The sequence below is a fragment of the Mesorhizobium temperatum genome (genome assembly GCF_002284575.1).
Classification (GTDB): Bacteria; Pseudomonadota; Alphaproteobacteria; order Rhizobiales; family Rhizobiaceae; genus Mesorhizobium; species Mesorhizobium temperatum.
Map to the genome: position 1 here is coordinate 194521 of NZ_NPKJ01000075.1, position 24291 is coordinate 218811.

Here is a 24291-nt window from a genome sequence, read left to right on the forward strand (position 1 = left end):
GAACTGATGGCGAACCAGGCCAGCAAATCCAGCCAAACCAGCAAATCCGGTTTGCTCTTTTCAGGGTCCGACTGGGATTTCAAGACACTGTCGCGCGCCTACGAAGCAATCGAGGCGATCGCGATCGAAGAGCTTCACCTCGACGTCTATCCGGTGCAGATGGAGATCATCTCGTCCCAGCAGATGCTCGACGCCTATTCCTCGGTCGGCATGCCGCTGATGTATCGCCACTGGTCTTTCGGCAAGCATTTCCTCTACCAGGAATTGCTCTATCGCAAAGGCGGGCGGGGGCTCGCCTATGAACTGGTCATCAATTCCAATCCTTGCATCGTCTACCTGATGGAGGAAAACACCATGGCCCTGCAGGCCCTGGTGACAGCTCATGCAGCGCTTGGCCATAATCATTTCTTCAAGAACAATCATCTGTTCCGGCAGTGGACGGACGCCAGCGCGATCCTGAGCTATCTCGATTTCGCCAAGGGTTACATTGCCCGTTGCGAGGAGCGGCACGGTGTGGCCGCGGTGGAGGCGATCCTCGACTCGGCCCACGCGCTGATGGAACAGGGCGTGTTCAGATACCATCGGCCGCCGAAGCTGTCGTCGGAGCGGCAGCGTGAAGGCGTTCGCGAGCGCCTGGAGTACGAAGAGCGTTCCTACAATGACCTGTGGCGCACGCTCCCGCGATCGAAGGACGGGACCAAGGCCAGCGAAACGGACCTCGGCATGGCGGAGCGGAAGAAAACGCTCAACCTGCCGGAGGAAAACCTGCTCTACTTCCTGGAAAAAAACAGCCTGGTCCTGGAGCCTTGGCAACGTGAAATCATCAGGATCGTCCGCGTCGTCGCGCAATACTTTTATCCGCAGCGGCAAACGCAGGTGATGAACGAAGGTTGCGCCACGTTTGTGCACTACACACTCATGAACATGCTGTTCGATCGCGGTCTGATCACCGAAGGCGCGATGCTGGAAATCCTGCGCAACCATTCGAACGTGATCTTTCAGCCGGGCTTCGACGACCCGCGTTTTTCCGGCATCAATCCCTATGCCCTGGGCCTCGACATGATGCAGGACATCCAGCGCATATCGACTGAGCCGACCGCCGAGGATCGTGACTGGTTCCCCGATATCGCCGGCAACGGCAATTGGCGCGAAACCCTGCTCGACGCATGGGCGAACCATCGCGACGAATCTTTCATCCGCCAGTATCTGAGCCCCGCTCTGATGCGGAAGTGGCGGTTCTTTATCCTCGCCGATGCGGCCAGCGAACCGCATTACGAAGTCGCGTCGATACACAATGAGCGTGGCTACGAAAAAATACGCGCCGGGCTCGCCTACAGCTACGACATCGGCGCGAGCCGCCCGGATATCCAGGTGGTGGATGTCGATCTGCTCGGCGACCGACAGTTGCGACTGGAGCACAAGGTGAAGGACGGCATCGTGCTGGAGGAGGCCAGTCGCGACGCCACACTGCGCCATATCCGTCGCCTGTGGGGCTATGAGGTCAGCCTGGCGGCGATCGATGCGCAAACGGGTAGGACGCTCAACGAACGTTCGACCAGCCAAATCGGCGAATGACCAAAACCGGGATAGCCGGCGACGACCTCCTAGCCGATTTCCGCTTTTGGGTCCAATGCTCTGGCCGTCGGACCCGGGAAGGTCGGTTCCGTGGGAATTTCGGATGGTGTCTCGGGAGGAATTTCGACGGGCTGCCTTTGCGGGCTGGGAACGGGATCAGGAGAAGGCGGAGGAACGCCCGGAGGTTCATCCGGCGGAGTTTCCGGCGGAGCAGGCGGCCGGGCAGGCTCAGGATTGGGATTATCCGGTATCGGCACGGGATTGTTCGGATCAGGATCAGGATCGGTCATGGACACTCCCCGAAGCTTGCTTCACATCTCCTCGGCGCCAATGTGTTTCCAATTCAACAGCTCAGGCGCCAATGAGTAGCTCGTTTTCGCTGTCGACCCCGGCGTAGACGTGGGTCGTTCGCAGCGGGATGTGTCTCCTTCCGTTTCCTCGGAGGAGGATCATCCAGGGTGACAACCATCGCGCCGAACGATGGTTCCCTGCCTTAGCGGTGGGGCTCAATGCCAGCGGCGTTGAAAAATGGAGCGGCGGCTCCACCTTCGTCGCTTTACCGTGTCGGCGAGCACGCTATGTACGCCGCGTATTGCCAGGACGGTTCAAGGAGGAACAGCATGCGCGCGTTCACGATTGTCACCCTTCTTCTGGTCGCAATCACAATGGCGCTCTCGCTCGCGCACGCGTTGGAGTTGCCCGGCAAGTTGCGCCTCAAGGAGGCCACCTACAAATCTGTGCAGGCGATCTACTATCCCGGCTTCACGATCGGCGGGTTTGCCGAGATCGGCGGCATCATTGCACTCGCCATTCTGCTTTACCTCACGCCTTATCCAGGCGCTCGATTCTGGTGGACCTTGGCGGCCCTTGTCTTTCTGGTGGCGGAACATGCGACCTATTGGTTGGTGACGCATCCCGTCAACAATTTCTGGGTGCAGGATGTCGCTGTGTCGAAACCAGCCGCGACGTTTTTTTCAATGCTCCGTCGGAAGCAAAGCGGCGACTGGAAAGACTTGCGCGATGTTTGGGAAGCCTCGCACGTCGCCAGGGCAGGCCTGGCGATGCTGAGCCTGAGCTCGATTGCTGTCGCCGCGACATTTTTTGCTGGGAGTGAATAGCGCGCGGGATGCGCAGCGACGCTACTTGTTCGTCCGCATCTTTTGCCTTGGATTGATCCCGCCAAGGGCGTTCGTGTCGTTCTCGACGTCGCCCTCGATCGTGTTTTCGCCTTCGAGTACGAGTTCGTCGCCTTCCTTGATCGTGCCCTTCGAGGTCCCGATACCGGGATTGTTCCTCAGATCGGCATCGCTCGGCTTTTTCCACTTTGGATGTTTGGTTCCGCTCATGGCACAACTCCTTCGAAAAGGGTCCTGTTCTAGAAACAGCAGGGCGCGATGAATGTTCCGCCGAAACTCACCTTGACGCGGCCTTGTCCGAGAGGCGGCTAAAGCCCGAACGGATAGGTGTCGGGAACGCCCGTTCCCACATGCTCCGGCCCAAGCGGCGTCACCGCGGCGGTGTCGTCAAACCAGACGAACGCGTCAAACTGCTGGGAAAGAGAGGCATCCGCGTAATGGCTGCGCAGTTCGGTTTCCGGCCGATAGATCACGCCGATGAAGCGCTCCAGCCGACGCTCCAGAAGCCGCTCGCGCAACGTGTCGTCGCGTTTGATGTCGAGCAGGAAACGCGAGACGCCACAGTCATGGCAAAGCCGCTCGTAGCTATCGCTATGGGAAGGCCGCACCCGCTTGATTTCCATCTCGCCATCCCAGTCGGAGGCTGCGGCGACTGTCCCGGAATGCGTACTGAGCCCGATCAAGGCTGCCTCGTCGCCGAAACGCTGGCGGCAGAGCTGGCCGATATTCACTTCGTCCCTGACAATTCCCATTTCGGTATAGCGGGCGTCGCCAATATGGGAATTATGCGCCCACACGACCGCCTTGGCGTTCGGCCCGCGGGCCTCCAGCAGATGCTCGAGCGTCTCGAACATATGGGTGTCGCGCAGGTTCCAGGACTGCGCGCCGCCATAGTACATGATCCGATAATAGCGTTCTGCGGAGGCGATCAGCCGGGCATTCTGGGTGGCATCCATGAAATCGACGCCGTCCTGCTGGGCATAGTCGAGCTGCTTGGCAAGCAGCTCGCGGCATTGTTCAAGCACGGCCTCCTCGCATTTCTCGAAACCCGATGTGAGCGCGACACGGCCGTAGGTGGATGGTTCATGTTGCCAAGGCGTCAGGCAGCCATAGCGTTCACGCGCGATCTTTGCTGCCTGCGGATCGACCCGATCGAGATATTGCAGAACCGCGGCGATCGATCCGCTCATATTGTAGATGTCGAGGCCATAGAACCCCGCCAGTCGGGACGATAGCCTGATGCGCTCATTGTGATGTCGCATCCAGTCGACGAATGCGGCAACGTCGGTGTTGCGCCACATCCAGGTGGGAAACCGCTGGAACGGCGGATCGGCGTTGACCCGTGGCGGCCGGTGGCGGACATAGCGATCGATCGCCGCTGCGTCAGGCCAGTCAGCCTCGACAGCGACGATGGTGAAGCCGTGCTTCTCGATGAGCCTGCGGGTGATCGCTGCGCGGGCCAGGTAGAACTCTGACGTGCCGTGGCTCGCTTCACCGAGCAGGACGACGCGCCGGTCGCCAAACCGATCGAACAATTCGCCGAACGCCGGATCGTCGAAGCCCGGCAACGGTTCGGCCGCTGCCGCGATCAACTCCGGCAGACTGCGCGTGCGTGCGCGTCCGGACGGACGATCGTTCGCGATACGGTTGCCGCTCTCGGGCCAGCCCTGCTCGCCGATGAGCGGGACAAACCGCACGCCGCCGAAATCCTCCTCGCTGTAAGTTGCAGCGCCGGTTCGGGTGACCTTGAGAAGGCGCTGATCATGCGGTTCGTCGCCGACCGGGATGACGAGCCTGCCGCCGACGTCGAGCTGTTCCTGAAGGGCAAGCGGCGCACCGGGTCCGCCGGCTGCGACCAGAATGGCGTCGAAGGGCGCTGCGTCGGGCCAGCCTTTGGTGCCATCGCCGGTGCGGACTTCGATATTGTCATAGCCAAGCTCTTCGAACCGCTGTTTCGCCGTTTCCGCCAACCCGGCGTGGCGTTCGATCGTGTAAACGCGTTCGACGATCCGGCTCATCACGGCAGCCGCGTACCCTGAGCCGGTGCCAACCTCCAGGACATGGTCGCCCGGTCCGATCTCTGCCATCTCGATCATCAAGGCGACGATATAGGGCTGCGATATCGTCTGACCCTCCGCAATCGGCAGCGGCCCATCCTCGTAGGCGAATTCTTCAAAGCCGGGAGCGACGAAGGCCTCGCGCGGAACCTCACGCATCGCTTCCAGCACCTCGCGGTCATGGATGCCACGGCGGCTGAGATGGACCTCGACCATTCGGTCGCGTGCATCGGAAAGGTCGAGCATCTTTTGCTCCTCCTGCCAGCTGACGTTCCTCCGCCCCGATTGCGCCCCAATGGTGCCCAACGGCTTCTCGGCGACAATCCCTCGATCGGTATGCGCTCGGCCTCGGCGGCGCTTGATCTCATTTCCTGCGGCTAGTCTCCTTAACCGTTGGCGAGCTTCCAGGTTCCTGCAAAAGAGCAATTGGCGGCGCAGCGGCGGCTCCGGCCAAACATATTTCCGTGCAAATCCTTTCTCCAGGACGATGCCACTCCAGATATCGACGGGGCGAACGCATTCTGGAGACGTTTCGATGAACGACGAGGCTCGGACCACTGCGCGGACAACAAGTCTTGATCAGGTCAATCTCATGGACCGCTATTGGCGCGCCGCGAATTACATTTCGGTTGGCCAGATCTATCTGCTCGACAATCCGCTGCTGCGCGAGCCCCTGAAAGCCGAACACGTCAAGCCGCGGCTGCTCGGCCATTGGGGCACGACACCTGGCCTCAACTTCATCTACGTCCACCTGAACCGTGTGATCCGTGAACGCGGTCTCGACGTTCTGTTTATCTGCGGCCCAGGTCATGGCGGCCCGGCGATGGTCGCAAACACGTGGCTCGAGGGCACCTACAGCGAGATCTATCCTGAAATCGGCCGGGGCGAAGACGGCCTGAGAAAACTGTTCCGGCAATTCTCCTTCCCTGGCGGAGTCCCCAGCCATGTGGCGCCCGAAACGCCCGGCTCGATCCATGAAGGCGGAGAACTGGGATATGCGCTGGTCCATGCTTTCGGCGCGGTTTTCGACAATCCCGATCTGGTGGTCGCCTGCGTCGTCGGCGACGGCGAAGCGGAAACCGGTCCGCTCGCGGCGGCATGGCACTCCAACAAGTTCCTCAACCCGGCATCCGACGGCGCCGTGCTGCCGATCCTGCATCTCAACGGCTACAAGATCGCCAACCCGACGATCCTTGCCCGCATGGATGACGTGGAATTGCGAAGCCTGTTCGCCGGCTATGGCTACGAACCATTTTTCGTCGAAGGTCACGAGCCAGTTCCCATGCATCGGATGATGACCACGAAGCTGGACACCGCGCTCGACAGAATCCGCTCCATCCAGAAGCGAGCCCGTGCTTCGGGCTGGCAGGGAGAGCGTCCGCTGTGGCCGATGATCGTGCTGCGCAGCCCGAAGGGGTGGACCGGACCGAAAGAGGTCGATGGCAAGAAGGTCGAGGATTTCTGGCGTTCGCATCAAGTGCCGGTGTCGAACGCTCGCGGCAATGAGGCGCACCGCAAGATCCTCGAAGACTGGATGCGGAGCTACGAACCGGAAAAGCTGTTCGACAACAGCGGGCGTCTGCTTCCAGAGCTGGCGGCGCTTGCGCCAACCGGGCCCAAGCGCATGGGCTCAACCCCCTATGCCAATGGCGGATTGCTGAAGCGCGACCTCGTGCTTCCCGATTGGAGAAGCCTGGCGCTCGATGTGCCGCGTCCGGGTGGCGCCAAGGCCGAGGCGACGCGGATTCTCGGAAGCTATCTCCGCGACGTCATGCGCCTGAATGCGGATGCCAGGAATTTCCGGCTGATGGGGCCGGATGAGACATCCTCCAACCGCCTTGACGACGTCTTCGAGGTCACGAACCGGGTCTGGATGCAGCGGATCGAGCCCTATGACGTCCACCTCTCCCGTGACGGCCGCGTCATGGAAGTGCTCAGCGAGCATCTTTGCCAGGGTTGGCTGGAGGGCTACCTGCTGACCGGCCGCCATGGCCTGCTCTCGTGCTACGAGGCGTTCATCCACATCGTCGATTCCATGGTCAACCAGCATGCGAAATGGCTGAAGACATCCCGCGAGCTTGCCTGGCGCAAGCCGATCGCCTCACTCAATTACCTGCTGACCTCCCATGTCTGGCGGCAGGATCACAACGGCTTCAGCCACCAGGATCCGGGCTTTGCCGATTTCGTCGCCAACAAGAAGGCCGATACGGTCAGGCTCTATTTCCCGCCGGATGCCAACACGCTGCTCTGGATCACCGAGCATTGCCTGAAAACCTACAACCGCATCAACGTGATCACCGCCGGCAAGCAGCCAGCGCCGCAATGGCTGTCCGTCGAAGACGCAGAAGCGCACTGCAGGGCGGGGGCGGGGATCTGGGAATGGGCCGGGACGGTTGCGAAGGGCGAGGATCCGGATGTGGTCATGGGCTGCGCCGGCGACGTGCCGACACTGGAGACGCTCGCTGCCACCGACATTTTGCGTTCGGCGCTTCCGGACCTGAAGGTTCGCGTCGTCAACGTGGTCGACCTGATGACGCTGCAGTCGAATTCAAAGCATCCGCATGGTCTCGCCGATGAGGATTTCGACGCACTGTTCACGAAAACCAAGCCAGTCATCTTCGCCTATCACGGCTATCCCTACCTCATCCACCGCCTGACCTACCGACGCGCCAACCATGACAACATGCATGTGCATGGTTTTCGCGAGGAAGGCACCACCACGACGCCGTTCGACATGGTCGTACTCAATGAACTTGACCGTTTTCACCTGGCGCTCGCCGCGATCAAACACGTACCCGGGCTCGCCGAACGTGCGAAAGGCCTTGCTGCCGAACTTCAAGCGAAGCTTGTGGAACATAGGGCCTATGTCCGCGAGTACGGCGAAGACATGCCCGAGGTTCAGGAGTGGAACTGGCCCGAGAACAGCGCGACGAAGGCTGGCGATTGATGCGACACGCAATTCTTGCACTGAACGCCGGCTCCTCCAGCATCAAGTTCGGACTATACGACCTTGAACCCTCCGCGGAACTGCAACTTGTCTCGCGTGGCAAGCTGGATCTGGGCGATGCGCCGAGGCTCAGCGCGAAGGCGGCCGATGGAACAGTGCAGTGTGATCGGCCGCTTGCCGGAGACGCGCGCAACGCGGGCATCGACGCGTTGCTCGATTGGATCGAGAGCGAACTTGGCGGCAGGAAACTAATCGCCGCCGGCCATCGCATCGTGCATGGCGGGTGCGAGTTCGTCGAACCCGTCCGTCTGACGCCTGCCGTGATCGAGGGCTTGGACAGGCTGACGCCGCTTGCTCCGCTGCACCAGCCTCGCAGTCTCGCGCCGATCCGGACACTTGCCGCGCTGCGGCCGGATCTGCCGCAGGTCGGATGCTTCGACACAGCCTTCCATCAGACGATCGATCTGATCGTGAGCCGCTTCGCACTGCCGCGCAAATACGATGCGGAAGGGATCCGCCGCTACGGGTTTCACGGTCTTTCCTACGAATATATCGCCGGGCGGCTCAAGGAGATATCGCCCGCTCTTGCAGCGAAGCGCACGATCGTCGCCCATCTCGGCAATGGAGCGAGCCTGTGCGCCATGCGCGACGGGAGAAGCGTCGATACGACGATGGGCTTTTCCGCCCTCGACGGCCTGGTCATGGGCACGCGTTGCGGTGCCATCGATCCGGGCGTGCTTTTGTACTTCGTCCTGGAACGAGGGATCACGGGGGAAGCTCTGCAGCACATGCTCTATGAGGAATCCGGGCTGCTCGGAATATCCGGCATCTCGGGCGACATGCGCACGCTGGAAGCAAGCGACGACCCCCACGCCCGCGAAGCGGTAGACCTTTTTGCTTTCAGGGCAGCAAGGGAGACTGCCGCGCTCGCCAACACGTTGGGCGGCCTCGAATGCCTCGTGTTCACCGCCGGCATTGGCGAGCGCTCGGCGCCGGTCCGCATGGCAATATGCGAAAGGCTTCATTGGCTTGGCGTGGCGATTGACGAGCCATCCAATGCCTCTCATGCCGAGATCATAAGCCGACCGGACAGCAAGGTCGAAATACGCGTCGTCGCGACCGACGAGGAGAGCATCATTGCCCGCCACACGCGGGTGCAAGGGAATGCTTGATAACGCAATCATCGTGCGGTTTTCCAAGGCAAGGAACCCTGCGCGTCCGCGACCGTTTCCCTGTCTGATATCAAAGGGAGAAATCCAATGGCCGAAACCACCAGTATGGCAGGCGCCTCAAAGGGGGCAAACGAAGCCCAGGAGACGATGAAGAAGCAGATCGCTGAGCTTCGCCGCGAAATCACCAAAATAAATCGGACCCTTTCCGACCGCGCCGAGGAGACACAGGGCTGGTACGACAGCGCCGCCGAACGGGCCTCGCGCGCAGCCCGGCAATTGCGTAGCCAGGCGCACACCGTGACTGAAACTGTCCAGCAGAACCCAGGCACAATTTCTTCGGCGATGATGCTTGGCGGCGTGCTCGGTGTTCTCTTGGGAATTGTGATTGCAAAGAGTTCCGAGCCTGAACGGCGGTGGTTCTAGAGGGAGGTCACAACCTTTGGGGTGCCGAGCCTATCGGCAATCAAGCATGGCTTTTGCGCTGGCCTTCCGTCGCCGCAGCTTATTGCATCCTCGTAAGCGCGTCGAAGGAGCTTTAGTCCTCTGTGGATTTGGCTCTCGGTAAGACTTGCGTATCCCATCACCAGGCCGAGGCACCTCCGATCCAATGTCTGATCGAAATAATGAGGTGATATGGGGTAGATGCCGACTCCGAGCGAGGCGGCTTTATCGATGAACGATGTCGCCATAGAGGGCGGCATGTCGCCGAACCAGACGACGACGTGTAGACCGGCCTGCGCGCCTTCGACCCGAACGACATCCCCAAATTCAGCGTGCAGAGCGTCGAGGAGCGCTGCACGTCGGCGGGCATTTTGACGCCGGGCCTTGCGCACGTGGCTTTCGTAGACGCCGGATTCCACCAGAGTCGCAAGCGCCTCCTGTTCGAGGATGGGGGCATGCCTGTCCGTCAGGCGCTTGGCGTGGGCAAAAACCTCCTGCAACTCTCGCGGAATGACGACGTAGCCGATCCGGAGCAACGGCGACAGTGTCTTCGAAACCGTACCGATATAGATGACGTTCGACGCGCCTCCGAGCGCGCGAAGCGGTGGTATCGGGTTCATGTCGAATCGATATTCGCTGTCGTAGTCGTCCTCGACGATGTAGGCCCTCTTCTCTTGCGCCCATCTTAGCAATTGCTGGCGTCGACCCATGGACATTACGCTTCCCAAAGGAAACTGATGTGAAGGCGTGACGTAAGCCAGCCGTGCGCCAACATCCGCCAACAAGTCCGCTCTGATGCCCTCGGCGTCAACCTCCACAGGGGCGGCGATGGCTCCTGTCATCTCGAAGACGCTCCGTGCCATCGGGTAGCACGGCTCTTCGATGGCGAACCCGTCGCCCTCATCGAGAAGGAGGCGGGCGCAGAGATCCAGTCCCTGCTGAGAACCGTTGACGATGACGATTTCGCCCACCTCGCACCTGATGCTCCGCGCTCGCCATAGATAACCCTGCAGGGCGGTACGCAGGCGGATCAAGCCACAGGGGTCGCCATAGGATAACTTGGGCGGCCGTCCCAGCGCAGCATCGTTCATGGCCTTCCGCCAGGCAAGGGTCGGGAAGTCAAAGGCCGACATGTCGCCGTAGCGGAAGTCGGCGACGAGCTTCTCCGACTGAGCCCGCATCGGAATGGCTCGGGATCGAAGCCTTTCTCCGAACGCGGAGAGGCTGTGTGGCTCACCGGCTGTATGAAGGACTTCTCCCGGCTCGCTGTGCACGATCTTGATGGCCACCCGTGGCCGAGCGCCATGTCGAATGACCACGAACCCCTCGGCGGCGAGCTGTTCGTAAGCGGACGTCACAGTCGTTCGTGAGACGCCAAGCTCGACCGCCAGTGCACGAGCCGACGGAAGGACGTCTCCGCGGCCGTATACCTCCGCCACGATCTGTTCCCGTAGGTCCTCATATATCCCGCGCGCGCCCAGTCCCGATGACGAATTCTGCTTGCGGGGTGGCAACTGGACCATCGTGATTACCCAAATGAAGACGTTTCGTTGATCCAGACATTACCGGGAAAACTCAGTCAGGCAAAGGCCTGAGGTCAACTGGACCAGAACCTTTTATCTAAAAGTGGTTCTATGTCAGGGCCAGTTGGACGGGTATTGAAGATGCCAGTTTGCACCTCCCGAAGAAGTAAAATGCTGGCCGACGTCCACCAATTCATCATCGTCTTTACCGCCTACGTCATCGCTGCCGGTAGTCCCGGCCCGAGCAATATGCGCATCATGGCCGTCGCCATGAACGACGGCCGCAGGGCCGCGCTGGCAATCGCGTCTGGCGTAGTCAGCGGCTCGATCTTTTGGGGCCTGATGGCGGCGACAGGTGTCTCGGCGATCCTCAGTCGATACGCGCAGGCACTCGTGGTCCTGCAGGTGCTTGGAGGCCTATATCTTCTCTATCTCGCCTTCAAAGCGGGCAAGGCTGCGCTTTCTTCAGACCAGGATCAGCTTCGCCCGACTTGCGAACGGAAGGCGACGGCGGCCACTCTCTACAAGCGCGGACTGCTAATGCATCTCACCAATCCGAAATCGATCCTGGCATGGATCGCACTGATGACGCTGGGGCTCGGCTCTGGGTCGTCGCCGCATACGGCTCTCGTGATCCTCGCAGGCTGCGCGGTCCTGAGCGTCACCATCTTCTGCGGCTACGCGATCGTCTTTTCGACCGCTCCCATGATTCGCCTGTATCGGCGGGCGCGGCGCTGGATCGAAGGCACGCTGGCCGTATTCTTCGGATTTGCCGGGCTGAAGCTTCTCCTGATCCGCATTTGAAAGGTTCCTCCATGTCTATCTTCCAAGGCCTTTCGGCATTCCCGATCACCCCGGCGGACGCTTCCGGCAGGCTCGACACCGCCGCCCTCGCGCGCCTTCTGAAGCACATCGAGGAGGCGAGAGCGGACTCCATCGGACTGCTCGGCAGTACCGGCGCCTACGCTTTCCTCACGCGAGAAGAGCGTCGACGCGCGGTCGAAACGGCAATGGACACGGTCGGCGGCAAAATCCCGGTTATGGTCGGCGTCGGAGCGATCCGGACCAGCGATGCGGTGGACCTTGCCCGTGACGCGAAGGCTGCGGGCGCCGACGGCCTGCTTCTCGCTCCGGTTTCCTATACGCCGCTCTTTGACGACGAGGTCTTCGAACACTTCGCCGCAGTCGCCGACGCGGGGCAGCTCCCGCTTTGCATCTACAACAATCCCGGCACAACCAAGTTCACTTTCAGCCTGGACCTCATTTCCCGCTTGTCGAAGGTGGCGAACATTGAAGCCGTGAAGATGCCTTTGCCGTCCGGTGGTGACTTCGCTTCCGAACTCGCCTCCCTCCGGTCTGCGACCGGGTCGGCATTCAAGATTGGCTACAGCGGCGACTGGGGCGGGGCGCCTGCGCTGCTCGCCGGGAGCGACACTTGGTATTCCGTCATCGCAGGACTTCTGCCGTCACAGGCTCTGGCCCTGACGCGAGCGGCGCAAGCCGGGGACGTCGCGACCGTCGAGCGATTTGACGCCGCCTTCGGACCGCTTTGGGCGCTGTTCAAGGAATTCGGCAGCTTCAGGGTGATGTATGCCATCGCCAAGCTTCTGAACCTCTGCGACGTCGATCCGCCACGCCCCGTCCTCCCACTGAAGGACCAGGCACGGCAGCGCGTCGTCGCCGCTCTCGACCATCTCGACGCGGTTTTCTCCGCTGGTTCCACAGTTTGTATGCAACTTCGATAGACAGTCTTCATCCGGGACATTTCCATGCTGAATTCCAACGCCTTCACCGTCTACCTGTTCACGGCATTCCTTCTGGCGATTACTCCGGGTCCGGGGATTTTCTATGTCGCCGCCCGAACCCTTTCCGGCGGCCGCTCGGAAGGAATCGCTTCGAGCCTTGGGAATGGTCTCGGCGGGCTGTTTCATGTCGTAGCCGGCAGCCTTGGCGTCTCGGCGATCGTGCTGGCAAGCGCCGAATTGTTCACGGCACTCAAGGTGGTCGGCGCGCTCTATCTGGTCTGGATGGGATACCGAACCATTCGCCATGCCAGGCTCGACTACAAGTCGCTGGGTCATTCAGAGCCGCCCGTCGGCGCAATGCGGGCCTTCAGGGATGGCGTTCTTGTGGAAGCGATGAACCCGAAGACGGCCGCATTCTTCCTCGCCTTCATTCCCCAGTTTGTCGATACATCGTCGGATCACGTTGCCCTGCAGTTCGTGATCCTCGGCGCCATCTCGGTTGCTCTTAACACGCTTGCCGATATTGTCGTGGCGTTTGCAGCCGGAAGACTTCGCGATGGCGCGGCGTCCCGTCCGAATCTCATTCGCTGTCTTCGTGAAGGCTCGGGCGGCGCTATGATCATGCTTGGATGTGGCCTGCTGCTGGCAAAGCGCCCGGTTGCTTGACCGGTTCGGCCGGCCGCACTGCCGCCGAAGGCTCGTTTTGGCGATACAACCAACTGACGGAGAAGAATATGCGGCAAGCGTTGATCGTATGGGGCGGCTGGGATGGACACGAACCGGAAGAAGGTGCGCGCGTCGTCAAGGCGATGCTCGAAGAAGAAGGGCTTGGCGTGCGCGTCGAAACCACGACCGAGATATTCGCCGACCCCGCGATCGCCGATTTGAGCCTGATCGTCCCGATCTACACGATGGCCAAGCTTGCGAAGAACGAGGAGCTCAACCTGACAAAGGCGGTCGAGGGCGGTGTCGGCCTTGGCGGCTATCACGGTGGCATGTGCGACGCCTTTCGTGAGGCCACGGAATACCAGTTCATGTGCGGCGGTCAGTGGGTGGCCCACCCGGGCAACATTATCGACTACCGGGTTGACATCACCAGGCGCGACGATCCGATCATGAACGGCATCGATGATTTCTCGTACCGCTCCGAGCAGTACTACATGCACGTGGACCCATCGAACGAGGTGCTGGCGACCACCACCTTCTCCGGCGAGCACGCCTCCTGGATAGAAGGCGTGGTCATGCCGGTCGTCTGGAAGCGCCGGCACGGCAAGGGAAGGGTGTTCTATTCGGCGCTCGGCCATGTCGCCAAAGAGTTCGCGGTGCCGCAGATGCGAACGATATTTCGTCGCGGCCTGGTCTGGGCGGCGCGTTGAGAGCGCCGACGATTGGCTATGTTGCGTGTCCTCCGCAACCATCTCAATAGCGGATGGTGACTGACGCACCGTTTCGTGCGGATTCATACGCTGCGACGACGATGGCGAGCGCGGCTTTCCCATCCAGTACCGAACTTGGGGCGTCGCTTACGCCCAGCATGTAGTCCACGAATGCGGACGCCACTGCGTGATGGAAACCTCCGGCGACGAACCGCGGGACGACGTCGAGGGTTTCCCAGCCAACCGCGCCGTTTCGCGCAAGCCTGAGGTAGCTTGGGCCACACAGGTTGCGAGACGCGAGGTCGACTCCGGCGAGGAGGACGGTCGCCTCCGATCCGTAGACTTCCACCGAGTCGTGCCCCGCGGCGAACGACCAACTCGTTGCCACTTCGGCCAACAGCCCATTTTCCCATCGCAGCATGGCAATCGCGGCATCCTCGACGGCAAGACCGTCAAAAAAAGAGATGTTCGCCTGGACCGTTTGTGGATTGCCGAACAGCCAGCGCAGAAAATCGACCGCGTGTACGCCCTCGTCGATCAGGGTGCCGCCGCCACTGACTTCCGGCCTGGTCCACCAGCCATTCGTGAAAACAGCGTCTCGCCCGTGGTTGTGGCCGTGCCTCACGCGCACGAGCCGGATTTCGCCGAGCTCGCCCGATTGGATGAGGTCTCGGACCCTGATGCTTGCCGGGTCGAGGCGTTTTGGGAAGCTTTGCATGAACTTGATGCCGCGATCGCGAACGGCAATCTCGATTGCAGCCGCGTCGTCCATGCTTGCGGCCAGGGGCTTCTCGCATAGAACCGCGTGCCCGCGCCGCGCCGCTGCCTCAATGAGGGGCCGGTGCCGGGCCGTCTCGGAGCATATGGCGACGGCATCGACCGACGCCAGAAGCCTGTCGATATCGTCGAACTGCTGCATCGCAAAGCAGGTCGCAGCGGTCTGTCGGCGCGACGCGTCGTCGTCCCAGACGCCGACCAGCAAAACGCGCGGGTCTGCCGCAAAGGCTTCGGACCAGAAGTTGGCGTGATAGTGCGCGAAGCTCAGTATGCCGATGCGCAGCGACATTGCTCAATCGGTATCCGCTTGGGACGGGCGCGGCAGCGTCGCCGCCGCATTCCCTTCAATGGAAACAAGGACGCGGTAGGACCGTCGCTCGCCCGGCCTGAGAACCGCTTCCGCGGGCGACGAGCCATCGGTAGGGCGCCCGCTCGTGCAGGGTTCGATCGATAGGACGCCGACGCCCGGCCTGAGATCATGCCAGAGCTGGAGATGACCCAGCGCGTCGGTGTCGAACTCAAACCGCACCGCAAGCCCGCCAGGCGAGCGAAGGACGCACATGGCCGTGGGGCCGGAGGCCGGCCAGGTCCGCGCAGTGACCAGGCCGTTCTCCGCATCGGGAAGCTCGATCGGACCGATGAGCCGCCGCCCGTCCAACTCGACCGTGCTTCCCGTCATGATCGCGGGGTAGCCGAGATTGAAGTGGTAGAGCATTGGCTGCTTCGTGTCGGTTGTGCCGACATTCTCGACGGTATCGCGAATGAGGATGGCCGCGCCGCCGATCGGCGCTTCGATCCGCCGGTGCAGCCGCAACGCCTCGCCGCCATAGCGCGCCTGTGTGATCTCGCCTTCGCAATGGAGAAACGGCGTAGCCGCCTGCCATGACTCGCCATAGGCCTTGATGGCGGCTGGCGAGAAAGGCAGCCGTCCGTGCTGCGGCTCGCCATTGCGGGGAAGGCGAATGTGGCTGAGCCCACAGGTGACGAGAAATCCGCTGAAACCGCGGTTGAAGCCCCGGCCGTCTTCACTGTCGACATCGAGCAATGTGGGAGCCACGAAGCCGGCCGGGCTTTGCCAGCTCAACGGAATGCCTTGCCAGGACAAAAGACCGATATCCATTGAGCGATCGGCCAGCACCGAAAAATCGAGGCCGCCACCGGTGGAGAACGCGAGCGCCCGCACGCCGCGCTCGGCGCCGTCATCGAAGACGACGCGCCGGACGCTGGCCACCTGCCGCAAGTCGCCGACCAGCGGCCGCAAAGTCGCGGCGCTCCACTCGCTCATCGGACCGGTTCCGCAGCCCGCTCGTCCGCTGACGACAAGTCGAGTCGCGCGAAGGCCTCCGGCGGCGCGTCATTGGCTTTCATGAGATCGATCATCATGTTGATCAGCCGCGCCTCCTGTGGCGCGTCCGTTATCGGCTTGGTCTGGCCGGGATCGGTCGCGAGATCGTAGAGCCGCGTGTCGGATTCCAGCAAGGCACCCGGTCCGTAGTTCAGATACATCGGCGACCGCTCGAGCACCGGCACCTTGAGCAGCTTGGCGCCCTTTGTGAACGGAAATGGTTCCGCAAGCCGCGCATCCGACAGTTCCTCCGGCGAGAACGGCGCGAAGATGTGCGTCGGCATCAGCGTGTATTGGTAGATCTCCTGACGGGCCAAATCGGCCGGGAAGCGATGGTACGTGTAGCGTCCGTCGGCGATGTTCACCGCGCCGCCGAAATAGCCGAACAGGGCGCCGTCCCGGCGGCGTTCGTTGTTCTTCATTGACAGCAGCGAATAGCCCTCGCTCTCCGGCGGCGCTTCGGCACCGAACAGGTCGAGGAAGGTCGGCGCAAGGTCGATCGATTGCGTCAGCGAGGCTGTCCGCAGCCCGGCTCTCGACGCGTTTCGCGGATCGTGGATGAAGAGCGGGATGTGCGCGACCTCTTCGTAGAGGTTCATGCGGTTCTTCGCCCAGAAATCGTGCTCGCCAAGCAGGAACCCATGATCGGTTGTCACGACGAGCGCCGTGTCCTTCCACAGGTCGTGCTTATCGAAGTAGTCCAACAATTGCCCAAGCAGGTGGTCGCACATCGCCACGACCGCGTAGTAGTTGGCGCGCAATTCCTCGCACTCATCCGGCAATTCGTCGACGCGCCCATAGCGGGGCCAGTCGCGAATCGGCCCTTTCCATCCCGTGTCGAAGGGCTCCTTGAAACGGGATGGCGCATGGAACGGCTCGTGCGGATCGAAGGTCTCGATCTGCAGCAGCCAGTTATCGGCGTCGCGGTTGCGGTCGAGGAAATCGAAACCATGCGCGAAGCACTGGGCGGAGGGGAAATCCTTCTCCTCCCGGATGAACTCGCGGTTGACGATGTTCTGCGAGAAGTATTTGCGGCGTTCGGTGGTGAACTGCCTGGCGTGATACATCTCGCGCAGACGTTCCCAATGAGGCTGTACCATCGCCTTCCACGGATCGCCCTCCTGTCCGCGGACGAACTCGTAGGAATCATAGCGGTTGTGGTAGGTCGCGCCGCCATCTTCCCAGTAGTGGAAGTGGTCGGTGATCAGATGGCTGTAGATGCCCTTCCGGTGCAGGAGCTCGGGAAACGCGTTGTCGAAGGGCTCCAGCGGTCCCCAGCTGCGATGCAGGAAGGTGAGCCGCCCGGTCAGCATGTCGCGTCGCGCCGGCATGCATGGAAGGCTGCCGACATAGTGATTGTCGTAGGTTACCGTCCGCGCGGCCAGCCGGTCGAAGTTCGGAGTCGGGACCCGCGTTCCCTGGTAGGGCGCCAGGACATGGCGATTGAGCGAGTCGAACAGGACGAACACGGCTTTCATGGCAAACTGGCTTTCATGGTAGACTCCGGGAATGCAGGCTGGACTGTCTGGTGCTCACTTGACCGCGCCCTGTGTCAGCCCTTTCACGATGTAGCGCTGGGCGATGAGCAGAAGGAGGAGGGCAGGCAGGATCGACAGCGCGGCACTCGCGGCCATCTGGGTGTAGAGGATCTCGAAATCCTGCGCGAACTTGGCGATGGCGACCGGTACGGTTGCCGTCTGTTTCATGGTGAGCGTCAACGCGACGGCGAACTCGTTCCAGGAAAAGACGAATGTCAGGATCGCCGTCGCGGCGAGGCCCGGTGCGATGATCGGCAGCACGACGTGGCGCAACAGGACCGGCGTCGATGCGCCGTCGAGCAATGCCGCCTCTTCCAGCTCTTTGGGAACGTCCCTCACAAAAACGCTCATCAGCCAGATCGCCATCGGCAGATTGAGGGTCGTGTGCGCCAGGATCAGCCCGGTGAAGGTGTTATCGAGGCCGACCGTGCGCGCCATCGTGTACCAGGCGCTGGCGAGAGCGACCGGCGGGATCATGTGGAAGATCAGCGTCCATGCCAGGAAGATGTTTGGTATCCAGCGCGGCCAGCGCATCCGATGGAGCGACCAGGCGGCAAGTGTCGCGACAACCAGGCACAGGACCGTACTGGTGATGCCGACGATCAGCGAGTTGCGATAGTTTACCAGGAAGTCCGAGGTCTTCGAAAACAGGACTTCTCCGAAATTGAAGAACACGGGCGTGAAGAACAGGTCTCCCATCAGCAGCGAGATCTGCGTCCGGAACCCGGCCGCGACCGTCCAGATCACGGGAACCGCGATGAGCAGCGCAAAGCCGATCAGCACGGCGTGCACCAGGGCGGAACGCAGTCTCTGGACGGCAACGGAACTCATGCGACGGCATCCGAGCGCTTGCGGGCCGAGAGCGCCACGACCAGCAGAAGGGAAACGATGAAGATCACCGCGACCGACATGGCGGAGCCGTAACCGATGCGGTCTTCCGTGAAGAAGCGCTGGTAGAGCGTGAAGCTGACCACCTCGGTCGACGTGCCCGGGCCACCGCTGGTCAGTAGGTAGACTTCGTCGAACACCTTGAACGCGAGCACCAGCCGAAAGGCGAAGGTCACGATGAGCGTTGGGACTAGCAGCGGCAGCGTGACGAACCGGAACTCCTGCCAGGCAGTCGCTCCGTCTATGCGTGCCGCCTCGAACACGTCTTGCGGAAGCGATTCGATGCCCGCCAGAAACAACAGGAAGCAGAACGGCGTCCAGTGCCAGATGTCGACCAGCACCACCGACAGCAGCGCCGTCTCGCTGGCTCCCAGCCAATCGTGCGGAGCTATGCCGATCAACCCCAGCGTCTGGTTGACCAGGCCGAAGTCGAAGTTGAGCATGAGCTTCCAGATGGCACCGATGACGATACCGGGAATCAGGATGGGCAGGATGAAGATCGCGCGATAGAGCACGCGTCCACGCGTGACCTTGCTGCACAGGAGCGCCAGCAGCAGGCCGAGCACCATCTGGCCGGAGACGGCCGAGAGCGCGAAGACGAAGGTGTTGGACAGGCCGGCGCGGAACAAGGCGTCGGAGGGAAGCGCCGCATAGTGCGCGAGGCCCGCATTGCTTCGGACCGCTTGTCCACCCGACCACAGGATGTCCTGAAAGCTGCTCACAAACAGATTGGCCAGCGGCAGCGCGGTCAGGAGCACCATGAGACCCAGCGCGGGCGAGAAGGTCAGCCATCGCCAGAGCCGGTCATCTCCAAGCGCCGCGCCGCTGGCACGCGATGCTGGCTCGAAGGCTGCTTGGGAGGGAAGCGACGTTGTGCTCATGACAAAGGCCCTGCGAAACCTAGAGAGCGGTGGACTTTCAAATCATCGGAGTTTCCCAAAACCGGTACCCTGGGTCACGCCCGAGGGCAGGCTTTTGGGTCCGACGCTCTAGCGCAATGGCTCCAGTTCGCCGGTTTTGTATTTGTACTTCTCCATCACCGCGTGGATATCGTCGGCCATGCCGTTCAGGGCATCCACCGGGGTGATTTCACCCGCGACGGCGCGGTTGAGCCCAAGCTCCAGGACCGCGATGACTTCGCTGGCTTCCGGGAACTGGTAGATGTTTACCGCATGCGGCAGCGAGTCTGCCAGCGGCTTCATCCAGCGGTAGCGGCGCTCTTCGGCAATCGGCTCCTTATAGACCGCGGCATGGGTCGGAATGCCGCCGGCCTCCGCGGCGGCCAGCTGCGCCTCCTTCGTCTGGAACCAGCGGAGGAATTCCAATGCGGCGCGCTTGCGGTCGTCGGGCACATTGTGCGCGATGCCAGCTAGCCAGTGTCCCAGTCCGGGCGCGGTGGGAAGACCCGGCAATGACGGGGTCGGCGCGAACTCGACCTTGTCGACGACCGCGGACTTGTTCGGGTCGTCCATCTGCGACCAGGCCGCGATGACCATCATGATGTGCGCGGTGTTGCCGGTGACCATGGCCTGGATGACTTCCGCCTGGTCGCTTGCCGCCGTCTTCGGATGGCCGGCTTCCTTGGCAAGGCGAACATAGTACTCCAGCGCCTCGCGGCCTTCGGCACTGTTCAGCGTGACGGAGTAATCGCTGGCGGATTGGTCCTTGAAGATGCCGCCGCCGTGACCGTAGAGATACGGATAGAAGTCGTAGGCAACCGTGTGCGGCCCGCGTGCGCCACGCTGCACGATGCCATAGCGCTCCGGCGGATTGTGGAGCTTGCGTGCATTGGCCTCGAGTTCGGCGAACGTCTTCGGCGCTGACAACCCCGCTTCCTGATAGAGATCGCCGCGATAGTAGAGCAACGGAATGAGTGGCGACACCGGAACCGACATCAGTTTTCCGTCCGGGGTAACCGTCCTCTTTTCAGCGTTGTAGAAAACGGTGTCGCCGAGCGTATACACGTCCGGATCGAGCTTAAAACCTGGATCGATATCGGTCAGGGGCGAGACGAACCCGCCGGCATACATCTCGGTGAACCATCCCGAGTTCATGATCAGAATGTCGTACTGACCCTGTGCCGTCCGCACGGAGTTGCGTTGTTTCTCGAGCGAACCGGCAAACGGGTTCACGTCGAGTTCGACGGTGTTGCCGGTCTCGGATTCATAGAGCTCGACTGTCTTGCGGAAACTCTCGAACCACGGCGACTGGTTGATTACAATCGTGATCGGCACGACGGTCTGCGCCCAAAGCGGCCGGATCATGCCTGCGGTCGCGGCAGCGCCGATCCCCACGAGCGCCGTGCGCCGGTTGATTGCGAACTTTGTCATCGGTACCTCCCTTGGACGGCCTCCACCGTCGGCAGCAAGATGGCCACAAAAGAAGCATTCCGACAAATGAATAGATCGACCAGAATCATGCCATTTTGGCATGGTGCACGTGTGGGTCCGATGCTCTAGTTGGTCGGCTCGCGCGCGCAAATCTCGATCAGTTCGTCGATAATTGCTTGCGCTGCCGGGGACAGCCATGAGTCCTTGCGGGTGATGATGCCGGCATTGCGCATGGCCGCCACCTCGGGAACATCGAGGATGACGACGCCGGTCGCTTCGGGGGTCTTCAGCGTGGTCGTCACCGTGAAGGTCAGCGCATCGGAAAAGCGCACCATCTGCAGCAGGAAAGCCATCGATTTGGTCTCGACGACGGCATTTGGCGGCGCGAGATCCTTGGAAATGAAGACAGACCGGAATCTTTGGTGCGCGCGCGTCGCTTCTGGCGGCATGGCCCATGGAAATCGGAGCAGGTCCGGCAGCGAGAGCTTGGGCCGGCCTTGCAGTTCGTGACCAGCCCGGCAGCAGACGCACAGACGGTCGGATGTGAGCGGGCGTAGCTTGAGGTCGCGGACTTCGTCCTTGGGAGGAAGCTCGGCGATCACCATGTCCAGTTCGCCGCGACGCAATGAGCGCAGGAGCGCATCGTCATAGCCACCCTCGACATTGACTTTGATCGAAGGGTTCTTGCCGGTGGCGATGGCCACGGCGCGCGGCAGGTGCCGACGCAGCCATGCGGGGCCGGCGCCGATCAGCACGGTGCCGTATTTCCCGCCGCGCAGGCTCTCGATCTCGCTTTTGGCGTCACCGAACTGGACGCGGATCGCTTCGGCATGACGCAACAGGCTTTGGCCGTAAGGGGTAAGGTCGACGCCGCGTGGCATTCGTTCAAACAACGAAACGCCGAGTTCCAGCTCCAAAGAGCGGATCGTCTTTGTCAGCGTCGGTTGTGACACGCCAAGTTTTGCGGCGGCAACGGTTACGCTCTTATGGGCCGCAACCGTCAGAAAGTACTCCAATTGTCGGATGTTCAAGGAATTCACCTACGAGCCAGGGGACCAGTTCATCATTCCTGATCAATGCATGTCGCTCAAGCGGGTCACTCGGAGGCAATCCCCGGCCCGTTACCCAAGAACAGAGCCTAGTGAAGGATGGCGCCTGAAACACAAAACCCGCCTCGGCGGCGGGTCGTCGGCGCAAATCAGCACCATGCTCAAATCACTAGCATAGATGCCGCCACAAAGCAAGTTGAATCTACCCACGGTTGAAATCACCAACGGTGATCGCGAGCTCGCGTTTCTTGCCGGAGCAGATGCCAAACGCCACTTCGCGTCATCGGGCAATGCGGCGCAGGGCCAGGGCAGCGACAGTGGTGCCCGCTGCCAGAAGCGGCAGCCAGGCTTGCGGATCGCCCATGGCATGGAGCGTCAGGCCGCTGAGTAGCAGCCACAGCAGCGGGATCGCAAACAGCAGCGGCACAAGCCCGCCGCTCGCCGCAAGCAGGACGCCGAGCGCTACGATCGCCGTCGGGTCCGGCGCGATGCCGAAGACCTCGGCGCTCGACCATGGCCGCCCGAAGAGTAGCGGCAGGAGGGGATAAACGACGAGGCCAACGACCGCGATCGGCAGCCCGAGCCGCCCTGCGATGTCCCGCCGGTCGAAGGCGAGGCCGCCGCGCGCGGCACCGCCGATCGCCAGCAGCAGCGCCTGCAGGCCGAAGGCCGGCGCGACGTAGGCGATCGCCCAGTTGATCGCGGCATAGCGGCTCCACAGGAAGGACCAGCCGACGAAGGCAAAGAGCGCGGCGAGAATGAACGCAACCCAGAGACCATGGCCAGGCGGCCGCCCCAGCACGAGCAGGACGATGGCGAGGCCGGCGGCGAGCGTCAGGAGATGCAGCGGCCAGGAGGCGGCATTATTCAATTCGAACAGGCGCCAGTAGACGCGTGGCGAGAAGAGCAGGAAATCTTCCAGCCGGTAGGTCCACCATTCCGACATTTAGAGGTCCCGGACGTAGGCCGCCATCCGATCACGCATGGATGCGTCGGGGAGGGGACCGGTCGCCGCCATCACGTTCTCGCGCACATGGTCGACGCGGGTGGTGGCGGGGATGGCGACGGTGACGGAGGGATGCGAGAGAATGAACTTCAAAATGAACTGCGCCCAGGTCCCGGCACCGATCTCGGCCGCCCAAGCCGGCAGCGTCTCGCCTTGGAGCTGGCGCGTCAGCGCGCCTTGGCGAAACGGCCGGTTGACGATGACGGCCATCCCGCGCTCGGCCGCCAGCGGAAGGAGCCGTTCCTCCGCCTCGCGGTCGACGACGTTATAGGTGAACTGCACGAAGTCGAGCGGATGCGCGCGCATGATTTGTTCGAACAGGTCGTGCCGTCGTCCTTCGGACGTCGTGATGCCGACATAGCGGATCCGCCCGTCTGCCTTCATGGCGAACAAGGTTTCGAGATGGGTCTCCCAGGTGACGAGGTTATGGACCTGAACGAGGTCGAAGCGCGGCACACCCCAGAAGCGGCGCGACTGCTCGATCTGCGCGGGTCCGTCGGCGGCGGAGGAGGTCCAGACCTTCTCGGCGGAAAACAGCGCTTCGGGCCGGCCGAGCTTCTCGAGGCCATAGCCGATCACGGGCTGCGAAGAGCCGTACATGGGCGAGGAATCGATCATGCGGCCGCCTGCCGCAAAGAAGGCCGCGATCACCTCGGCGCATTCGTCGCGCAGCACCGGATCGTCGCCGACATTGAAGGTGATCCAGGTGCCCAGCCCCACTGCGGGAAGCATCTCTCCCGAGGAGGGCACGGCCCGCATCACCGGCGCAGGCGGCGCGCCGGGCGCGGTTCCCGGCAACACCAGAGCCGCTCCGGAAGCGGCGGCAGCCTTCACGAATGTCCTGCGGGTGATGATCATCGTCTGCCATCCCTGTACTCCCGACTCCTTGTACTCCCGATCACAAGAATGGTTCCGGGCGACCGGCCTTCGCATGGCTGATCGGCGGGGAGTGCGGTCGGTCTCTGGCGACTGTTCGGAATATAGAACGTCTGCCTGAAATGGGAACGAACGGTGCAGGCCTGGGTTGCGCCAGCCAGTCCGATTACCTGGAAATGGCTCCTGTTCTGACTTGATGGCGCTGGCGGGCATATGCCACGCAGCCGTCTACCGTGCTGACGCAGAGCGCATCGCGGTGGTTCGGCGTGTTGTTGTCGCCGGCGTAGGCAACCTCGGCAACACGGCCATCGACCATTCGGATTTGCGTGTTGCAATAGCCGCCGGGATCGACATTGAGCGATCCTCCAACCGTCGGGATCGCACCCACGGCCAAAGTTGGAATCACGACGTTGAGGTTGCCGCGTTGAACGGTACGCTGATAGGTCCAGATCTGGCTTCCGCCCGCATCAGCGGTAGCAGTCGGAAAGCCGGCGCACATTCGAACGTCCG

General features: G+C 61.9%; 22 protein-coding genes. 9 read left to right on the plus strand and 13 right to left on the minus strand.

Going from position 1 to position 24291, the window contains the following annotated elements; genetic code table 11:
- Positions 1-6 precede the first annotated feature (6 nt).
- Together CIT26_RS32740 and CIT26_RS32745 are read left to right on the plus strand one after the other, a co-directional pair.
- Positions 7-1575 (plus strand): SpoVR family protein, encoded by a 1569-nt coding sequence (locus CIT26_RS32740; RefSeq protein WP_095496410.1) that lies wholly within the window; start codon positions 7-9, stop codon positions 1573-1575.
- Between the two features lie 620 nt (positions 1576-2195).
- Positions 2196-2693 (plus strand): DUF1772 domain-containing protein, encoded by a 498-nt coding sequence (locus CIT26_RS32745; protein WP_095496411.1) that lies wholly within the window; start codon positions 2196-2198, stop codon positions 2691-2693.
- Between the two features lie 21 nt (positions 2694-2714).
- On the opposite strand, the gene CIT26_RS32750 is transcribed toward CIT26_RS32745, so the two are convergent.
- On the minus strand, positions 2715-2921 hold the full coding sequence (locus tag CIT26_RS32750; protein WP_027151394.1) for a hypothetical protein: 207 nt from the start codon (positions 2919-2921) through the stop codon (positions 2715-2717).
- Between the two features lie 98 nt (positions 2922-3019).
- Complete coding sequence (locus tag CIT26_RS32755) at positions 3020-5014, minus strand: protein-L-isoaspartate(D-aspartate) O-methyltransferase (protein ID WP_095496412.1); 1995 nt, start codon at positions 5012-5014, stop codon at positions 3020-3022.
- Positions 5015-5303: 289 nt separating this feature from the next.
- On the opposite strand from CIT26_RS32755, the gene CIT26_RS32760 reads away from it, so the two are divergent.
- From CIT26_RS32760 to CIT26_RS32770, 3 genes are all read left to right on the plus strand, one after another.
- Positions 5304-7715, plus strand: coding sequence for a phosphoketolase family protein (locus CIT26_RS32760; protein ID WP_095496413.1), 2412 nt, complete (start codon positions 5304-5306; stop codon positions 7713-7715).
- Positions 7715-8887, plus strand: coding sequence for an acetate/propionate family kinase (locus tag CIT26_RS32765; protein ID WP_167391617.1), 1173 nt, complete (start codon positions 7715-7717; stop codon positions 8885-8887). The genes CIT26_RS32760 and CIT26_RS32765 overlap by 1 nt, the downstream gene beginning before the upstream one ends.
- A gap of 87 nt (positions 8888-8974) precedes the next feature.
- Positions 8975-9310 (plus strand): hypothetical protein, encoded by a 336-nt coding sequence (locus tag CIT26_RS32770; RefSeq protein ID WP_095496414.1) that lies wholly within the window; start codon positions 8975-8977, stop codon positions 9308-9310.
- Here the strand turns inward: CIT26_RS32770 and pdxR are convergent.
- Positions 9307-10851 carry a MocR-like pyridoxine biosynthesis transcription factor PdxR gene (pdxR, locus tag CIT26_RS32775; RefSeq protein WP_095496415.1) on the minus strand — a complete coding sequence of 515 codons (1545 nt, stop codon included), beginning with the start codon at positions 10849-10851 and terminating at the stop codon, positions 9307-9309. The genes CIT26_RS32770 and pdxR overlap by 4 nt on opposite strands.
- Before the next feature lie 171 nt (positions 10852-11022).
- Here pdxR and CIT26_RS32780 point away from each other — a divergent pair, with 171 nt between their 5' ends.
- The 4 genes from CIT26_RS32780 (at position 11023) to CIT26_RS32795 (ending at position 13972) form a co-directional block, all read left to right on the plus strand.
- Entirely contained in the window at positions 11023-11655 is a 633-nt protein-coding gene (locus CIT26_RS32780) for a LysE family translocator (RefSeq protein ID WP_095496416.1), read from the plus strand.
- A gap of 11 nt (positions 11656-11666) precedes the next feature.
- Entirely contained in the window at positions 11667-12596 is a 930-nt protein-coding gene (locus CIT26_RS32785; protein WP_095496417.1) for a dihydrodipicolinate synthase family protein, read from the plus strand.
- 24 nt (positions 12597-12620) lie between these two features.
- Positions 12621-13262 carry a LysE family translocator gene (locus tag CIT26_RS32790; RefSeq protein WP_095496418.1) on the plus strand — a complete coding sequence of 214 codons (642 nt, stop codon included), beginning with the start codon at positions 12621-12623 and terminating at the stop codon, positions 13260-13262.
- Positions 13263-13330: 68 nt separating this feature from the next.
- Positions 13331-13972, plus strand: coding sequence for a ThuA domain-containing protein (locus CIT26_RS32795; RefSeq protein WP_095496550.1), 642 nt, complete (start codon positions 13331-13333; stop codon positions 13970-13972).
- Positions 13973-14015: 43 nt separating this feature from the next.
- On the opposite strand, the gene CIT26_RS32800 is transcribed toward CIT26_RS32795, so the two are convergent.
- The 10 genes from CIT26_RS32800 to CIT26_RS32845 all read right to left on the minus strand — a co-directional run bounded on the left by CIT26_RS32800 (position 14016) and on the right by CIT26_RS32845 (position 24280).
- Entirely contained in the window at positions 14016-15038 is a 1023-nt protein-coding gene (locus CIT26_RS32800; RefSeq protein ID WP_095496419.1) for a Gfo/Idh/MocA family protein, read from the minus strand.
- A gap of 3 nt (positions 15039-15041) precedes the next feature.
- On the minus strand, positions 15042-16034 hold the full coding sequence (locus tag CIT26_RS32805; RefSeq protein ID WP_095496420.1) for a DUF4432 family protein: 993 nt from the start codon (positions 16032-16034) through the stop codon (positions 15042-15044).
- The gene (locus CIT26_RS32810; protein ID WP_095496421.1) at positions 16031-17572 is read right to left on the minus strand and encodes a sulfatase; all 1542 of its coding nucleotides are present in this window, start codon (positions 17570-17572) and stop codon (positions 16031-16033) included. The genes CIT26_RS32805 and CIT26_RS32810 overlap by 4 nt, the downstream gene beginning before the upstream one ends.
- 54 nt (positions 17573-17626) lie before the next feature.
- Positions 17627-18463, minus strand: coding sequence for a carbohydrate ABC transporter permease (locus tag CIT26_RS32815; protein ID WP_095496422.1), 837 nt, complete (start codon positions 18461-18463; stop codon positions 17627-17629).
- Positions 18460-19401, minus strand: coding sequence for a carbohydrate ABC transporter permease (locus CIT26_RS32820; protein WP_095496423.1), 942 nt, complete (start codon positions 19399-19401; stop codon positions 18460-18462). The genes CIT26_RS32815 and CIT26_RS32820 overlap by 4 nt, the downstream gene beginning before the upstream one ends.
- 108 nt (positions 19402-19509) lie before the next feature.
- Positions 19510-20850 carry an extracellular solute-binding protein gene (locus CIT26_RS32825; RefSeq protein WP_167391618.1) on the minus strand — a complete coding sequence of 447 codons (1341 nt, stop codon included), beginning with the start codon at positions 20848-20850 and terminating at the stop codon, positions 19510-19512.
- A gap of 125 nt (positions 20851-20975) precedes the next feature.
- Positions 20976-21881: a LysR family transcriptional regulator gene (locus CIT26_RS32830; protein WP_167391619.1), complete on the minus strand. Its 906-nt coding sequence runs from the start codon at positions 21879-21881 to the stop codon at positions 20976-20978.
- A 298-nt stretch (positions 21882-22179) separates the two neighbouring features.
- A complete protein-coding gene (locus tag CIT26_RS32835) occupies positions 22180-22845 on the minus strand; it encodes a DUF6064 family protein (protein ID WP_095496426.1) in 666 nt (221 codons plus the stop codon).
- The gene (locus tag CIT26_RS32840) at positions 22846-23763 is read right to left on the minus strand and encodes an aldo/keto reductase (protein WP_095496427.1); all 918 of its coding nucleotides are present in this window, start codon (positions 23761-23763) and stop codon (positions 22846-22848) included. It lies immediately after the preceding gene.
- Positions 23764-23947: 184 nt separating this feature from the next.
- Positions 23948-24280, minus strand: coding sequence for a hypothetical protein (locus CIT26_RS32845; RefSeq protein ID WP_245319644.1), 333 nt, complete (start codon positions 24278-24280; stop codon positions 23948-23950).
- Positions 24281-24291 lie beyond the last annotated feature (11 nt).

Excerpts from the sequence above, each read along its gene's own strand:
- CIT26_RS32740 (WP_095496410.1), top strand. The coding sequence starts at position 7 with ATGGCGAACCAGGCCAGCAAATCCAGCCAAACCAGCAAATCCGGTTTG.
- CIT26_RS32745 (WP_095496411.1), top strand. The coding sequence starts at position 2,196 with ATGCGCGCGTTCACGATTGTCACCCTTCTTCTGGTCGCAATCACAATG.
- CIT26_RS32750 (WP_027151394.1), bottom strand. The coding sequence starts at position 2,921 with ATGAGCGGAACCAAACATCCAAAGTGGAAAAAGCCGAGCGATGCCGAT.
- CIT26_RS32755 (WP_095496412.1), bottom strand. The coding sequence starts at position 5,014 with ATGCTCGACCTTTCCGATGCACGCGACCGAATGGTCGAGGTCCATCTC.
- CIT26_RS32760 (WP_095496413.1), top strand. The coding sequence starts at position 5,304 with ATGAACGACGAGGCTCGGACCACTGCGCGGACAACAAGTCTTGATCAG.
- CIT26_RS32765 (WP_167391617.1), top strand. The coding sequence starts at position 7,715 with ATGCGACACGCAATTCTTGCACTGAACGCCGGCTCCTCCAGCATCAAG.
- CIT26_RS32770 (WP_095496414.1), top strand. The coding sequence starts at position 8,975 with ATGGCCGAAACCACCAGTATGGCAGGCGCCTCAAAGGGGGCAAACGAA.
- pdxR (WP_095496415.1), bottom strand. The coding sequence starts at position 10,851 with ATGGTCCAGTTGCCACCCCGCAAGCAGAATTCGTCATCGGGACTGGGC.
- CIT26_RS32780 (WP_095496416.1), top strand. The coding sequence starts at position 11,023 with ATGCTGGCCGACGTCCACCAATTCATCATCGTCTTTACCGCCTACGTC.
- CIT26_RS32785 (WP_095496417.1), top strand. The coding sequence starts at position 11,667 with ATGTCTATCTTCCAAGGCCTTTCGGCATTCCCGATCACCCCGGCGGAC.
- CIT26_RS32790 (WP_095496418.1), top strand. The coding sequence starts at position 12,621 with ATGCTGAATTCCAACGCCTTCACCGTCTACCTGTTCACGGCATTCCTT.
- CIT26_RS32795 (WP_095496550.1), top strand. The coding sequence starts at position 13,331 with ATGCGGCAAGCGTTGATCGTATGGGGCGGCTGGGATGGACACGAACCG.
- CIT26_RS32800 (WP_095496419.1), bottom strand. The coding sequence starts at position 15,038 with ATGTCGCTGCGCATCGGCATACTGAGCTTCGCGCACTATCACGCCAAC.
- CIT26_RS32805 (WP_095496420.1), bottom strand. The coding sequence starts at position 16,034 with ATGAGCGAGTGGAGCGCCGCGACTTTGCGGCCGCTGGTCGGCGACTTG.
- CIT26_RS32810 (WP_095496421.1), bottom strand. The coding sequence starts at position 17,572 with ATGAAAGCCGTGTTCGTCCTGTTCGACTCGCTCAATCGCCATGTCCTG.
- CIT26_RS32815 (WP_095496422.1), bottom strand. The coding sequence starts at position 18,463 with ATGAGTTCCGTTGCCGTCCAGAGACTGCGTTCCGCCCTGGTGCACGCC.
- CIT26_RS32820 (WP_095496423.1), bottom strand. The coding sequence starts at position 19,401 with ATGAGCACAACGTCGCTTCCCTCCCAAGCAGCCTTCGAGCCAGCATCG.
- CIT26_RS32825 (WP_167391618.1), bottom strand. The coding sequence starts at position 20,850 with ATGACAAAGTTCGCAATCAACCGGCGCACGGCGCTCGTGGGGATCGGC.
- CIT26_RS32835 (WP_095496426.1), bottom strand. The coding sequence starts at position 22,845 with ATGTCGGAATGGTGGACCTACCGGCTGGAAGATTTCCTGCTCTTCTCG.
- CIT26_RS32840 (WP_095496427.1), bottom strand. The coding sequence starts at position 23,763 with ATGATCATCACCCGCAGGACATTCGTGAAGGCTGCCGCCGCTTCCGGA.
- CIT26_RS32845 (WP_245319644.1), bottom strand. The coding sequence starts at position 24,280 with ATGTGCGCCGGCTTTCCGACTGCTACCGCTGATGCGGGCGGAAGCCAG.